This is a genomic window from Streptomyces phyllanthi (genome assembly GCF_009377205.1).
GTDB lineage: Bacteria > Actinomycetota > Actinomycetes > Streptomycetales > Streptomycetaceae > Streptomyces > Streptomyces phyllanthi.
Genome location: NZ_VJZE01000083.1, coordinates 1 through 14,171, shown reverse-complemented (window position 1 = coordinate 14,171; position 14,171 = coordinate 1). Strand labels below are relative to the sequence as shown.

Annotated in this window: 13 protein-coding genes and 1 pseudogene; 5 read left to right on the top strand and 9 right to left on the bottom strand. The window is 72.6% G+C overall.

The window, feature by feature from the left end:
* Nucleotides 1-19: 19 nt before the first annotated feature.
* Nucleotides 20-418 carry an SseB family protein gene (locus FNH04_RS14865; RefSeq protein ID WP_152784311.1) on the top strand — a complete coding sequence of 133 codons (399 nt, stop codon included), beginning with the start codon at nt 20-22 and terminating at the stop codon, nt 416-418.
* 325 nt (nt 419-743) lie between these two features.
* On the opposite strand, the gene FNH04_RS14860 is transcribed toward FNH04_RS14865, so the two are convergent.
* A complete protein-coding gene (locus FNH04_RS14860; RefSeq protein WP_152784309.1) occupies nt 744-1,421 on the bottom strand; it encodes a class F sortase in 678 nt (225 codons plus the stop codon).
* A gap of 633 nt (nt 1,422-2,054) precedes the next feature.
* On the opposite strand from FNH04_RS14860, the gene FNH04_RS48640 reads away from it, so the two are divergent.
* The gene (locus FNH04_RS48640) at nt 2,055-3,227 is read left to right on the top strand and encodes an FAD-dependent monooxygenase (RefSeq protein WP_152784307.1); all 1,173 of its coding nucleotides are present in this window, start codon (nt 2,055-2,057) and stop codon (nt 3,225-3,227) included.
* 25 nt (nt 3,228-3,252) lie between these two features.
* Nucleotides 3,253-4,791 (top strand): hypothetical protein, encoded by a 1,539-nt coding sequence (locus FNH04_RS14850; RefSeq protein WP_152784305.1) that lies wholly within the window; start codon nt 3,253-3,255, stop codon nt 4,789-4,791.
* A gap of 47 nt (nt 4,792-4,838) precedes the next feature.
* Here FNH04_RS14850 and FNH04_RS14845 read toward each other — a convergent pair whose 3' ends face one another.
* The 4 genes and pseudogenes from FNH04_RS14845 to FNH04_RS14830 form a co-directional block, all read right to left on the bottom strand.
* Nucleotides 4,839-5,135 (bottom strand): hypothetical protein, encoded by a 297-nt coding sequence (locus FNH04_RS14845; protein WP_152784303.1) that lies wholly within the window; start codon nt 5,133-5,135, stop codon nt 4,839-4,841.
* 37 nt (nt 5,136-5,172) lie between these two features.
* Nucleotides 5,173-6,583 (bottom strand): annotated as a pseudogene (locus FNH04_RS14840) (ABC transporter substrate-binding protein).
* A 407-nt stretch (nt 6,584-6,990) separates the two neighbouring features.
* Nucleotides 6,991-8,133, bottom strand: a complete 1,143-nt coding sequence (locus FNH04_RS14835) for a LacI family DNA-binding transcriptional regulator (RefSeq protein ID WP_152784301.1) — start codon at nt 8,131-8,133, stop codon at nt 6,991-6,993.
* Nucleotides 8,134-8,250: 117 nt separating this feature from the next.
* Nucleotides 8,251-8,841, bottom strand: coding sequence for a rhodanese-like domain-containing protein (locus FNH04_RS14830; RefSeq protein ID WP_322723078.1), 591 nt, complete (start codon nt 8,839-8,841; stop codon nt 8,251-8,253).
* Nucleotides 8,842-8,914: 73 nt separating this feature from the next.
* On the opposite strand from FNH04_RS14830, the gene FNH04_RS14825 reads away from it, so the two are divergent.
* Nucleotides 8,915-9,193, top strand: coding sequence for a metal-sensitive transcriptional regulator (locus FNH04_RS14825; protein ID WP_322723077.1), 279 nt, complete (start codon nt 8,915-8,917; stop codon nt 9,191-9,193).
* 18 nt (nt 9,194-9,211) lie between these two features.
* Here the strand turns inward: FNH04_RS14825 and FNH04_RS14820 are convergent, their stop codons facing one another.
* Genes FNH04_RS14820 through FNH04_RS14810 form a run of 3 tightly spaced genes read right to left on the bottom strand, consistent with a single transcriptional unit; the run spans nt 9,212 to nt 11,719 of the window.
* Complete coding sequence (locus FNH04_RS14820; RefSeq protein ID WP_152784296.1) at nt 9,212-9,955, bottom strand: sulfite exporter TauE/SafE family protein; 744 nt, start codon at nt 9,953-9,955, stop codon at nt 9,212-9,214.
* Nucleotides 9,952-10,305, bottom strand: coding sequence for a rhodanese-like domain-containing protein (locus FNH04_RS14815; RefSeq protein WP_152784294.1), 354 nt, complete (start codon nt 10,303-10,305; stop codon nt 9,952-9,954). The genes FNH04_RS14820 and FNH04_RS14815 overlap by 4 nt, the downstream gene beginning before the upstream one ends.
* A 40-nt stretch (nt 10,306-10,345) precedes the next feature.
* Nucleotides 10,346-11,719 (bottom strand): MBL fold metallo-hydrolase, encoded by a 1,374-nt coding sequence (locus tag FNH04_RS14810; RefSeq protein ID WP_322723076.1) that lies wholly within the window; start codon nt 11,717-11,719, stop codon nt 10,346-10,348.
* Between the two features lie 152 nt (nt 11,720-11,871).
* On the opposite strand from FNH04_RS14810, the gene FNH04_RS14805 reads away from it, so the two are divergent.
* Complete coding sequence (locus FNH04_RS14805) at nt 11,872-12,846, top strand: Rieske (2Fe-2S) protein (protein ID WP_152784292.1); 975 nt, start codon at nt 11,872-11,874, stop codon at nt 12,844-12,846.
* 176 nt (nt 12,847-13,022) lie between these two features.
* Here FNH04_RS14805 and pqqE read toward each other — a convergent pair.
* On the bottom strand, nt 13,023-14,171 hold a 1,149-nt coding region (gene pqqE, locus FNH04_RS14800), incomplete at its 5' end, for a pyrroloquinoline quinone biosynthesis protein PqqE (protein WP_265580039.1).

Sequence of the window (14,171 nt, the reverse complement as noted above, 5' to 3'; positions counted from 1 at the left end):
CACAGTGATTGGACGCACGATGACTGACTCCCCATCCGGCAGCGGTGCTGCCGCCCAGCAGGCCCTGCGCGTGGTCGTCGAGAACGGAGCGGACGACGCGGCGCTGCGCACGCTGGCCGGCAGTGAGGTGCTGCTCCCCGCCGAGATGGACGCGGTCGGCCCGGACCCCAAGGCGCTGAGCCTGCCCGTGTACGAACTCGACGACGGCACCGAGCTGGTGCCGGTCTTCACCACTCAGTCACGCATGGAGCAGGTGCTTCCACAGGTTCGGCGTCATCGCAGCGTGGTGCTGGGTGCGCTGGCCCATGGCTGGCCGTCCGAGCAGCTGTCGCTGGTCATCGACGCCGGCACGCCGGAGGAGCTGGCGCTCACGGCCCGCGGCGTCAGGGAACTGCTCGACCGCAACGGGACCGACTGAGGCGGCTGGGGGGCAAGAGGCGTAAACCTGCATGCCAACGCCGTGACGACGCATGCACTGCGACTTCCTCAGCCTTTCGGCCTACTCGTTTCGCGTGCTGCTCCACGGGCGAAGCCGCCAGCCGGCCTCGCGGCAAGGGCCTCTTTGTCCTGCCGCCTCTGCTGTGAACGGCGCCCTCGTCCGGCTTCGCGGCGGACGTGTCGTCCCGTATGACACGACACCCCGCGACAGGTCGGCCCATGAACTCCGGACACCACTCCGACGGTGCCGACGCCCGGCATCCGCTACCGCGCGGCCCCGCCGCCCCTGAAGGCAGGCCACGCTCTCAGGCGCGATGTGCCGCATGGAGCCGGGCGAACACCACCACATTGTCCTCATAGCTCTGGGCGCTCCGGTCGTATTCACCGCCACACGTGATCAGGCGCATCTGGGGTGAGGGAGTGTCGGCGTAGACCCGCTCGTTCGGGAAGCGCGCTTTGCTGAAGGTCTTGACGGAATACACCGTGAAACTCACGACCATGCTGTCCGCACGGAAGACGTGCACCATGCTTCCGGGCTTGAGCCTCCGGAGCTTCGCGAACACGGCCGGGCCGGTTCTGGTGTCGAGATGGCCGACCACGATCGACGAGCCGCGTTCGCCGGGCGAGGCCCCGCCCAGGAACCAGCCGACGAGGTTGGTGTCGTCGACAGGTGGTGCGTCCAGCCGTCCCGACGCGCCGAGGGACAGCCCCGTGAAGGGTGCGTCCACGGCGATCTCCGGGATCCAGAGCCGCGTCGGCGCGGAACGGGGCAGCGTCTGCTCAGCGGCGGCCGCAGTCGCCCTGGTCGCTGCCGGGGCGGCCCCCGCGGGCCGCGTGTGCGGCCTGAGATCGGTATGGCTCTGCAGCGCGTTGTGGATGAACACGGCACCCAGCAGCACTGCCACTGCGGGCCACAGCACGGCACCGCGACGGGAACGCGGTGCCGGCTTGGCCTGGGACTGGTTCGGCTGGGGGGCGGCCATGCGACGGTGCCCTTTCGTGAACGGGGCGGCTGTTGGGCATGCAGAACCGGCGACACGCCGGGAACGTGGCCCTCATCACCCCTCGCGGGCGACGGCGGCCACGACAGTGCAGCAAGTGCGAGAGGAACACGATCAGGCCGCGGCATACCGAGGCCCGGCCGTCATCACGGCATTCGGGACGGGCGCGGAGATCGCGAGGAACGCGATGATCGCGGCGGAGACGAACAGGTCCCGGGCAATGCGCATGGGAGTACCCCCTTTCACCGCGACTGCGTAGCCGACGCGGCACCGACTGATCCGGATCGCAGTGGCGACGGGATCACCCTCGGCGGGATGGCCGCCCCCCGCCACCGGAGAGGTCCGCATTCGATCTACTTCATGGGCTTTTCGAGTGACCGGGGCCGAAGAGAGACCCGATCGGTGCACCCCGTCCCAGCGCCGCACCATCTGCACCTGGCAGGACGGGCTTGGTGCTGAACCGGCCGGTCCGCCCCTCGGCGCGTTGACAGGCACCTGTCGACATGTTGCTATGGCCTGCCCAGCCGGACCCCGTGCCGTGTCACATGCCGCTCGGGCACCGGATCGACGACCACTTGACCGGGGGCCAAGCCCCCGAACCCCGAGCGAGGACCCATGCCGCAGCGCGCCGCGACCGTTGTCGGCGGCGGGATCGGCGGCCTCGCGGCGGCCATCGCCCTGCACCGCCGGGGCTGGCGCGTCGAAGTGCTGGAACGGGCCCCGGAGTTCACCGAGATCGGCGCCGGCATCTCCCTGTGGCCCAACGCGCTGCACGCGCTCGACGTGCTCGGCCTGGCCGGCACCGTCCGGGCACTCGGGGCCGTCGAGGCCACAGGCGGCGTACGCGACCGCCGGGGCCGCTGGCTGTCCCGTACGGACAACGCGGAACTGACGCGCCGCTTCGGCCATCCCCTGGTGGTCCTGCACCGCGCGGACCTGTTGCGGGCGCTCACCGAGGCGCTGCCCGCCGACAGCCTACGACCGGGCAGCGAGGTGTCCGCGGTCCGCGACGACGGCCACCGCCTGGTCGTCGAACACCGCGGGGGCGAGTCCCGGCCCGAGCTCGTGGTAGGCGCCGACGGGCTGCGCAGTGCGGTCCGTCGTGCCCTGTGGCCCGACGCGGCCGGCCCCCGGTACGCCGGTTACACCGCCTGGCGCATGGTCACCGGGCCTCTCGCCGCGCCGCCCTCCGAGGGCGCGGCGACCTGGGGCCGCGGCGAGAGGTTCGGCTACACGGCGCTGCCGGGCGGGCGGATGTACTGCTTCGCGACCGCGTCGCTGCCGGCGGGAGGGGCCTCCGGCTCGTCCGGATCGTCAGAGTATGCCGAACTGCTGCGCCGGTTCGGGTCCTGGCCGGATCCCGTCCCCGCCCTGCTGGCCGCCGTGCCCGCGGACGCGGTGCTCCGCCACGACCTGTACGACCTGCCGCCGCTGCCCTCCTTCGTCCGCGGCCGGGCCGCGCTGCTGGGCGACGCGGCCCATGCCATGACCCCCAATCTGGGCCAGGGCGCGTGCCAGGCGCTGGAGGACGCGGTCACCCTCGCCCACTGCCTAGACGGCACCCCGGACGTGGCCGCCGCGCTCCGCTCGTACGATCTGCTGCGCCGCCCGCGGACCCAGGCCGTCACACGCCGCTCCGCCCGGCTCGGCGCGGTCGGCCAGCTGTCGTGGCCGCCCGCGGTGCTGCTGCGGGACATGGCCGCCCGGCTGACGCCGACGCGGGCGACGCTGCGTTCCATGACGCCGGTGCTCGGCTGGACCGCGCCCGGTGACCGGGGGACCGGGTGACCGCGACGGAGAGCGAGAGCCACTGATGCCGGACTGGACGTATCATCCGCTGCGCGGAGCGGCCGCCGCCGTGGTCGGCCGGCGCCGTTCGCAGCGGACCGCGCTGCGGCTGCTGGCCGCGATCGGCTCCCGCCCCGCCGGCGCGCGGCTGATCGCCCGGGGGTTCGGTCACCGCCATCCGCCCGAGCGGCTCGCCGGGGAGATCGCCGGCGTGCCCGTGCCCGTCCGCCTCGGCATATCCGTCCCGCCCTCGCTCGCCCGTGCAGCGGTACGCGCCATGCCCCCGCTCGGGGCGGGTGTCGTCGAGGTGGCTCCTGTCTCGGCGGCCGACGCGGAGACCGTACGCGAGGCCGCTGCCGGCCGCTCGATCCCGCTGGTCGTCCGTGCCCGAGACCCCGAGGCCGAGGCCGCCCTCAAGCCCCATGTGGACGGGTTCACCTGCGGCGACGACCCGCACCTGGTCCAGGTGTCCGACCCCTCGGTCACCGCCGCGGCCGCCGCGCTCGAGGAGCCGGGCGCCGTCGTGCTCGCCCGGCCCGGGGTGCTCGTCGAGGCCGGACCCGGCTGGTTCGCACGGGTCACCGAGGCAGCCACGCCCACCTCGTCCGCTCCGCGGCTATGGGACGTCGGCCGCGATCCCCGCCGCTGGCCCGCCTGGTGGTGGGCGCTGCTCGTCGGGCTCGGTATGACGGGCGCCGGACTCGGCGCCGCCGCGATCACGCTCGGGCCGGTGCTGCTCTGGTACGACCGCGACTACCTCGGCATGACGCTGTCCGAGCTGCATGCCGCCAACCACCACCTCGTGCACTTCCTCCAGCACGACCGGATCACCATGGCCGGCACGATGGTCGCGATCGGCGCCCTCTACACCGGCCTCGCCGTGGGCGGGATCAGACGCGGCTGGCCCTGGGCACGCGAGGTGTATCTGCTCTCGGGGGCGATCGGCTTCCCCACCTTGTTCTACTTCCTGGTCACCGGCTTCGTGGAACCGCTGCACACGGCCACCACCATGGTGCTGTTCCCGATGTACGTGGCCGCGGTCCGCCGGACCCCGCACGCACCGCGGTGGAACCTGGCGCCCGAGGGGCCGGAGCCGGAGCGCCGCCGGGCGCTGGCCGGCCAGCTGCTGCTGATCGTCACGGGAGCGGGGCTGTTCGTCGGCGGAGCGGTGATCTCGGTGGTCGGTCTGACCGGTGTCTTCGTGCCGACCGACCTGACCTTCCTGGGCGTCGGCACACAGACCCTGGAAACCATGAATCCTCGGCTCGTGCCGTTCGTCGCCCACGACCGCGCGGGGTTCGGCGGCGCCCTGATGGCCGCCGCGGTCGCGATCACTCTGCTCAGCGCGTGGGGCTGGCGACGGGGTGAGGCCTGGGTGTTCTGGACTCTGACCGCGGCGGCGGCCGCCGGTTTCCTGCCCGCTGTCGTGGTGCACGGCGCGATCCACTACACGGACTTCGTCCATCTCGCGCCGGTCTACCTCGGCATCGCCCTGACCGGCACCGGCCTGCTGCTCGCGCGTCCGTACCTGTGCGCCAAGGCGTCGGCGAAGCCGAAGCACTGACGGGCTGCACCGGCGAGCGGCGCCACAGGACGGCGCGCCCGCCCCGGCTACCGCTGCGGGACGGCGAGTTCCCGGCCGCGGTAGAAGCCCTCCCGCTCTTCGGCGACGTACGGGGCCAACGCCGCGCGGCGCTGCGCCTCGGGCTCGGAGGCCCGCCAGGCATCGCATGCCTCCTCGGAGTCCCAGAACGACACCCCGGTGATCTCCTGGCCGTCCTCGGACCAGTAGGCGAAGGCGCGGCGCAGACCCTTCGGGTAGGGATCCGGTTGCCATGCCCTCTCGAATGCCTCCAGAGTGTCCGGCCGGAGCCGGCGCGTGGTCACCCAGACGAATTGCTCCTCCATCGCGGCCTCCTCCGCCACGCCGGTTCGGTCTTGACTGCTAGGTAATTCTCCCTTCTGTCCATTGATCCGTGCGACCGCAGGAGACCGGTGGGGCGGTGGTGAGCCGCTTCTGCCAGGCGTCGAGGGCCGCGACGGTGTCGGTCTTCCTGGCGAGGGACTTGCCGACGGTCTCGGTCCAGTCGGTGACGGCCTGGTCCAGGAAGGGCGGCCACCGGAAGGACGGAGAGACCGTCTCGCCGATGTCGGCGAATACCTGGTTGACCTTCTGACCGCCGTAGAAGGCCGGCTCGGCGCCGACGTAACCGGGGTCCGCGAGCAGTGTCTTCGTCGCCGGGAAGAACGACTGCTTGGTCGCGAACAGCTCGGCGCTCGCGGGGTCGCTGTTGAGGAACTGCGCGAACATCGCCGCCGCGATCGGGTTCTTCGTCGACCTGATGACCGCGCTCGTCGAGCCGCCCCAGTTGCCGGCGCTCGGCTTGGAGGCGTCCCACTGCGGCAGCGGGGCCGCCCGCCACTTGCCCGCGGTGGACTTGGCGGAACCGGAGAGGAAGGCGGGTCCCCAGGCGGCGGTGATCCAGGTGGCGTACTTGCCCTTGTTGAGCCCGGCGTACCACGCGTCGGTGAAGTCGGGGTCGCTGCTGATGACCCCTTCCTTCGCGAGCCCGCCCCAGTACGCCGCCAGCTTCCTCGACGTCTCGTCGTTGACGCTGATGGAGATGTCGCTCTTGCCGGAGACCGCGTACGGCTGGGCGCCCGCCTGCCACAGCAGGCCGTGCCACGCGGCGGCCTCGTTCGCCGCGAGGTTGGTCAGGTAGATCCTGGGGTTGGCCTTGTGGAGCTTGCGTGCCGCGGCGGCGAAGTCGTCCCAGGTCTTCGGCGGCTCGATCCCGTACTCGTCGAAGATGTCCTTCCGGTACAGCAGGCCCATCGGGCCGGTGTCCTGCGGGATCGCCCAGACCTCACCGTTCGGGCCGCTGACCTGCCCCCACGTCCAGTCGACGAACTTGTCCCTCAGCTCGGACGCGCCGTACGGGCGCAGATCCAGCAGGCTGTCCGTGATCGTGAACGTCGAGAGGGCCTGGTACTCCATCTGCGCCACGTCCGGAGCGCCCTTGCCGGCCTTGATCGCCGTGCGCAGCTTCGCGTAGTGCTGCACGCCCTGACCGGCGTTGACGACCTTGACCTTGACGGCCGGGTACTTCTTCTCGAAGAGCGCGACCTCCTGCTCGATGTCCGGACCCACGTCCAGAACGTCAGCTCGGTCGGGGTCTTCATCGCTTTGTCGATGTCGGCCTGACCGACCGGCTATTGGAGGAGGAGCCGCCGGAGCCGGAGTCGCTGCCGCCGCAGGCGGACAGCGCGGCCCCCAGCGACACCGCTCCCGCCGCGGTCAGGAAGAGCCGCCGGTTGATCCGGGACGGGCTGGGGACGGAGCTGAATCTGTGCATGGTGAACTCCCGCCGATGGCGAAGGTGACGGCACGCCGGGCGAGGGCGTGCGGAACGAAGGAGTGAGGAGGGAGGAGGACGGTTCGGACGTGATGACCAGGACCGGAGGCCGACATGGCCGGGTGCACGTCGTCGAGGACTTCGCCCGTGCCCGTCCCCTCCGCTACAAAGACGGAAGGGGGCGGCCGGGGGGAAGTGACGGGACGGACCGGAAAGGGGCGCGGCGAACCCACTCAGCGGCTGCCGTGTGAAGAAAGAGGAGGACGCGTCGCCCGCGTCACGGGATGGTCCGGAGCGGCGGGGGCGCGATCGTGAAGGCGCCGAAGTGAGGAGAGGCCGGTGGGGCCGCTCGCCCGGCGTTCACGTGCCCGGCGGTGACATCGGTTGTCCGGGCTGTCCGCGCGCGATCAGTGAGGGTCGGACGCACCTCCGATCAGGGGCGGCGGACCCTGCGGATCCCCATACGGACGGGAGTCGGTACGCCGACCGTGACCCGGGGTCGTCCGGGGCGGTGGAGGCGCGGTCGAGGCGCGGACCACGAGGTCGACCGGTGGGTCGCTCGTCGGCAGTGGGTCCGCCTGCGGGTTCTCGATGCAGTGAACGAGACGCTTGAGGCCTTGCTGGGCCACGGCGTCGAACGGCTGGCGCACCGTGGTCAGGGGAGGAGTCACATAGGCGGCGACCGGGATGTCGTCGAAGCCGACGACGCTCACGTCGTGCGGTACGCGTCGGCCGGCCTCCGTCAGTGCGCGGATCAGGCCGATGGCCATGTCGTCGTTCGCGGCGAACACCGCGGTCATGTCGGCGTCGGCGGCCAGCTCGCGCCCCGCCGCGTAGCCGGACGCCGCCGACCAGTCGCCCTCGACGACGGGAGGCCGGTCGATCCCCTGTGCGGCGAGCGCGGAGCGCCAGCCCTCCCGGCGGTCCCGTGCGGCGTACCACCGCTGCGGACCGGCGAGGTGATGGACGGTCAGGTGCCCGAGGTCCAGCAGGTGCTCGGTGGCAGTCCGTGCCATCAGATCGGCGCCGACGCCCGCGACCAGCACCCTGGGCGCGGTGAACGGCGGCGGCGCACCCACGACGAGGACAGGCACGTCGAGGCCGATGGAGACGTCCTTGTCGTGCCCGTCCTCGTCTATCGGCTCGGAGATGACGATGCCGTCCACGCCCTGGTCGAGGAGCGAGTCCACGGCTCCGGCGACGCCCGCCGGGTCGCCCTCCATCGTGTTGACCACGCGGAGCGCGTATCCGGTGTCCCGGACGGCGCGCTCGACTCCCATGAGCAGCGAGGCGGGCCCGTACAAAGCCGTCCCGAGCGTCACCACACCGATGGACCGCGTACGGCCGGAGGCCAGTGCCCGGGCCGCGTTGTTCAGCCGGTAGCCGAGTTGCCCGGCGGCTTCGAGGACGCGTCGGCGCACCTCCGCGGAGACGTACGGCTCGTCGTTGAAGACCCGCGACACCGTCTTCTGCGAGACCCCCGCCAGGCGGGCGACGTCCACACTGCGCGGCGCGGCGGAACTCCCGCCCCGCCCTGACCCCTGTGCCATGGCGCCTCTCCCGCTGACCGTGGATCCGAGCCCGACGATAGTAGTCGGTGCCCGTATGACTGCGCTGTCATGTCTATGCAGTCATAAGGCTGCCGTCGAGAGGTCGGAACACATCCGTCATTCCCCCGGTCGACCTCGGCCGGCCAGCCGCCGCAAGGTCTCCTGGAGGGGAACGGCGTCCTTGGGCGGGCGGTTGCGGGGGAGCCGGCTCAAGAGGGCGGCCATCGCGCAGGTGTTGGTCGTGGCGGAGAAGACCAGGCCCGCGCCGATCAGGCCGGACAGCCAGTGGGCGGGCGGCCAGACCAGACCCGCGGTGAAGCCGAGGGCGACCAGGGAGCCGGCCGCGAGGCGGACCTGACGGTCCATGGGCCAGGGCGTGCGCGCTCCGGCCGGGCGCTCCACGGGATGGCCGGCCGCCGCCCAGGCGCTCGTGCCGCCCTCCAGGGTGGCCGCCTCGACGCCCAGGGCCGCCAGCCGTTCGCAGCCCTTGGCCGAGCGGGCTCCTGAGGCGCATACGATCAGCAGCGGACCGCGGGCGGCGGCCGACCCCAGGGCGGGTGCGGCCTCGTCGATGCGGTCCAGGGGGATGTTGTGGGCACCGGGGACGTGGCCGCTCGCGTACTCGCCGGGAGTGCGGACGTCGATGACGGTGAAGTCGCCGAACCGGCCGGTGGCCTGGGGCAGGGTCAGCGCGGTGGGGGTGGTCACGGAACAGAACCTTTCTGTGGGGTGTTCTCCCCGCGAGGTACGATACCCGCGGGGGTATACAGGAGGAGGAAGTGTGCAGCTCGACATGTCGGCCGAGGAGCTGAAGTCGGCGCTCAACCGGCTGCGACGGGCTCAGGGGCAGCTCGCGGGAGTGATCCGGATGATCGAGGAGGGCCGGGACTGCGAGGACGTGGTCACACAGCTCGCGGCGGTCTCCAGGGCGCTGGACCGGGCCGGCTTCTCGATCATCGCGACCGGGTTGGAGCAGTGCGTGACCAGCGAGGACCCGGAGGTGAGGGACTCCGCGCAGATGCGGGCCCGCCTGGAGAAGCTCTTCCTGTCCCTGGCGTGAGCCGCTTTCGTACGGTGTTCACAGCGTGGCCGTGACGCCCATGGTGACGGCGACCGCCAGCAGTACGGTGCCGAAGACGCGCCGCAGCCTCTCGGCGGAGACCCTGGCGGCCAGGCGCCTGCCGTCCCAGGCCCCCAGGACGGCCGTCGCGAGGAACGGTGCGATCAGTGCCCAGTCCAGGTGGACGCCCGTGTGGACGCGGGCGCCGAGAGCCACCAGTGCGTTGGCGATGATGACCAGCAGGCTGGTGCCCACCGCGTCGCTCATCGGCACGGCCAGCACGGTCACGAGCGCGGGTACGGCGAGGAAGCCGCCGCCGACTCCGAGGAAGCCGGTCACCGTGCCCAGGCCGGCGCCCGCACCCGCGGCACGCAGACCCGACGCCCCTCCGTCCCCGCGTGGTGTGCGGTTGCGCAGCATGTGCAGGGCGGCGACGAGGGCGAGCGCCGCGAACATCAGCGTCAGCCCGGCCTGGGGGATACGCGAGGACAGGGCGCCGGCCGCGGTGGCGGGCAGGAGCCCGGCCGCCGCGAACAGCAGCCCGGCCCGCCAGCGCACCGTCCCCGCCCGGGTATGGGCCAGCAGCGCGGTGACCGAGGTGACGACCACGATGAACAGGCTGGCGGTGGTGGCCGCTGCCGGGGTGAACCCGAGCAGGTAGATCAGGGCCGGAACGGCCAGGATGCTGCCGCCCGCACCCAGGGCACCCAGGCCCAGACCCACCACGGCGCCGGCCAGCAGGGCCAGGACGAGCACGGTCATACGACGGTCCCCGCGGCCCCGTGCGCGTCCTCGACGGGCAGCCCCCGGGCGGCCCAGTCGCGCATTCCGCCCACGACGTCGACGGCCGCCACTCCGCGCTCGGCGAGCAGAGCGGCGGCCCGTTGCGAGCGGTTGCCCGAGCGGCAGATCAGCACCAGAGCATGCTCGGTGGGGATGCTCGCCGTGCCGCCCGACAGACGGGACAGCGGCACGTGCAGGGCTCCGGGGACGTGGCCGGCCCGGAACTCGTCCGTCTCGCGGACGTCGAGCAGGGCGGCCGTACCGGCCTGGAGCATGCGGTGGGCCTGGGGGACGGTGATGCGGCCGGGGCCGCGCCGGGAGAAGATCATGGTTCGGTTCCTCGGGTTCCGCGACGGCACTGCCGCGCGGTCAGGAGCGGGCGGGGGCGACGAGCGGGAGACCGGCCTCGGCCGCAGCGGCGTAGCCGTCGTCGACGGCCACCACGTCGCGGCCCGCGGCGTCGAGCAGGGACGCGGCGATGGCCGCGCGCATCCCGCCCGCGCAGTGCACCCACACGGTGCCGTCGGGCACCTCGTCCAGGCGGCGACGGAGCTGGTGGACCGGGAGGTGGACGCTGCCGTCGATCCAGCCGCCCGCGCGTTCACCGTCCCGGCGCACGTCGACCACCACCACGTCCTGGCCGCGGCCTCGTGCGGCGGCCAGGTCGGCGAACGTGGCCCGCGGGAACGACACCGGCACGGACCCCTCGGTGACCCAGGCGTCGGGGGAGCCGACCGCCGCCGCGGCCGGTCGGTCGATGCCGACCCGGGCGAGCTCGCGCTGGGCGCGCGCGACGACCTCGGCGCTCTCCGCGAGCAGCGTCACCGGCTTGCCCCACGGGATCATCCACGCCAGATAGGTCGCGAGCTGCCCGTCGGCCTCGAAGTTGAACGCCCCGGCCACATGCCCGGCCGCGAACGCCACCCGGCTGCGCAGGTCCACCACCCACTCGCCGGCCGCGAGACGCCGCGCGATCTCTTCGGCGTCGGCGCGCCGGGGCGCGGTCAGGTCGACGGGTGCCGGGCCGCCGGCGTTGGCCGGGCCCATGTGCGCGTAGTACGCGGGGACATCGTCCAAGCCGGCCAGCAGCTCCTTGACGAACGCGTCCACGTCCTGCGCGAGCACCGGATTGGACGCCCTTTCCGAGCCGATCGTGCTGTGCGAGCCGTCGGCCTGCGAGGCCGAACAGAAGCTGCCGAAGCCGTGCGTGGGCATCAGCGCCACCTCGTCGTCCAGCTCCGCCGCGAGCCGGTGCACGGAGGCGTGCTGCGCGCGGGCCAGCCGCTCGGTCAGCCGCGGCTCGACGAGGTCGGGCCGGCCCACGCTCCCGATCAGCAGCGAACCACCGGTGAAGGCGGTCACCGCTCGCCCTGATTCCTCCAGCACGTAGGAGGTGTGGTGCGGGGTGTGCCCGGGGGTGGCCACCGCCCGCAGGCCGAGATCGTCGTCGACCGGCTCCACGTTCCCGTCGGCGACGGCCACGCGTGCGTACGTCACCTCGGCCCCGGCCGGCACCAGGTAGCGCGCCCCGGTCAGCCGGGCCAGCTCCAGGCCGCCGCTCACGTAGTCGTTGTGCACATGGGTCTCGGCGACGGCCGCGATCCGCACCCCGCGCCGCGCCGCCGCGGCGATCACACGGTCGATGTCCCGCGGCGGGTCCACCACCACTGCCGAGCGGGCGCCGCCCGCCAGATAGCTGCGGTTGCCCAGACCCTCGGTCTCCAGAACGTCGACAAAGAACACGGCACTCTCCTTCGTGAAAATTACCCCGGGGGGTATCTGTCGACTACCGTAACAGAAATACCCTGGGGGGTATCCGGGTGGGTCTCCGCCGGTCGTGACCCACACCGTGCGGCACCGTTTGCCGTGTGCCGCAGGTGGGGACTCGGCTGCTCATGAGCGCAACGCCACGTCGCCGCAGGGTGAAGCAGAGCCGAGTGCTGTGGTTCCTGGACCGTCTGGAACGGGCGCCCTGGGCCGACCCGGTGATCGACACGCTTCGGACGCGCGTACGGTCACTGCCGCTGGGGCGCGGCCGGGACGTGCTGCACGGCCGGTGGCTGGGGCACCCGGTGCATCCTCTGATGGTGCAGGTGCCGATCGGGTGCTGGCTGTCGGCGGCCGTGCTCGACCTGCGGCCCGGCCGTTCCCGCGAGGCCGACCTGCTCGTGGGCGTCGGGCTGGCCGCGGCCGTGCCCGCCGCGCTGACGGGCGCCACCGACTGGGCGGAGCTGCACCGCGAGCAGATGCGGGTCGGGCTGGTGCACGCCATGGCCAATACAACGGCCGTCGGCTTGTACGCGGCCTCGCTCGCCTGCCGGATCAAGGGCCGTACCGACCGGGGCCGGGCGTACGGCTTTCTGGGCCTGTCGGCAGTCGGCCTCGGCGGAATGCTGGGCGGTCACCTGGCCTACCGTCAGGCCTCCGGTGCCAACCACGCGGAAGAGGTCCCGCACGTCGTCACGGAAGGCTGGCACCGGATCGGCACGGTGGACGAGTTCCCGGCCGGGGAGCCGGTGCGGCGCAGTGTGGACGACGTGCCGCTCCTGGTGGTGCGGGAATTCGGCGGGACGATCCACGCGCTGGCCGAACGGTGCAGCCATCTTGCGGGGCCGCTCTCCGAGGGCACGATCGCCGACGGATGCGTCCAGTGCCCCTGGCACGGCAGCGTCTTCCGCCTCTCCGACGGATGGAACGTACGCGGCCCGGCCACCGCGCCCCAGCCCGCCTTCGACACCCGGATCGTCGATGGCCACGTCGAGGTACGCCTACGCCACCAGGACGGGGGCGAGCGGGCCCCGAGCGGTGGGGACACCGACCGTGCCCGGACCGGGACAGAAGTGAGCGCCACCCCTGGACACGCCGACTGACGGCCGCTTCGGGCGATAAGCGAGCGGGCTGTTCCGCCGCACCGAGCGTCTGGCGATCTGCCCTGCCCTGCCCTGCCATGCCCTGCCCTGCCATGCGACTGCGCTCGTGGCAGCCAGGTCCGGGACAGCCGACGCGGTGACCGGCCTGTTCACCGGCGCCGATGTCGCTCGACGGTTCAGTCCCTGTGCCGTGCCCGCCGTGCCGTACGGGGACCGCGGTAGACGTAGCGCGGGACGTCGGCGGACGAGGGGGCGGCGGGCGGTGCCTCCACCAGGGCGCGTACGAGGGCGTGGTCGGGGGACAGCGCGCACGCGGGGTCGGTGCGCGCGGCGTCGCCGGTGAGCGCGTGCGCCTGACAGCGGCAGCCGCCGAAGTCCGTCTCGCGGCGGGGGCAGCCATCGCACGGTCCGCTCATCCACTCGGTGCCGCGATAGAGGTTGAAGGCGGGGGAGCTGTGCCAGATCCACTCCAGGGACCGGTCACGTACGTTCGGTGCGTCCAGGTCCGGCAGGGCCCCTGCCGCAGGGCACGGCAGGACGCCGCCGTCCGGGGCGACGGTCAGGGACACCGCTCCCCAGCCACCCATGCAGGGTTTCGGCACGCCGTCGAAGTAGTCCGGTACCACCCACACCAGTTCGGTGGTGCCCGCCAGTTGCTCGCGTCGGCGGTCGACCGTGTCCCGGGCGCGGGACAGCTGGTCTCGGGTGGGCAGCAGCGCGGTGCGGTTGCGCAGGGCCCACCCGTAGAACTGGACGTTGGCCAGTTCGATCCGCTCGGCACCCCAGGCCACGCCGAGGTCCACGATGTCGTCCACGGCGTCGAGGTTGTCGCGGTGGAGGACGACGTTGAGGCCCAGCGGCAGCCCGGCGTCACGTACGACGGCGGCGGCCCGCTCCTTGGCCGTGAAGGAGCGGTGTCCGGCGATCCGGTCGGAGGCCGCCGGGTCCGCGTGCTGCACCGACAGCTGGACGCTGCGCAGCCCGGCGGACGCGAGCACGGACATCCTCGGTGCGCTCAGCCCGCTCCCGCTGGTGACCAGCTGGGTGTAGATCCCGGCAGACTCGGCCGCGGCGACGATGGCCGGCAGATCGGGGCGGAGCAGTGGCTCGCCACCGGAGAGATGGGTGTGGACGACGCCGAGTCCGGCGGCCTGCCGCAGCACGTCCGACCATTCCTCGGCGGAGAGTTCACTTGAACGGGCGGCGAATTCGAGCGGGTTGGAGCAGTAGGGGCAGTGCAGCGGACAGCGGTGGGTGAGTTCGGCCAGCAGGGCCCAGGGCGGTGGTGGCGAGGAGGGCGGAGGCGGTGAGGTGGACGGGGGCGG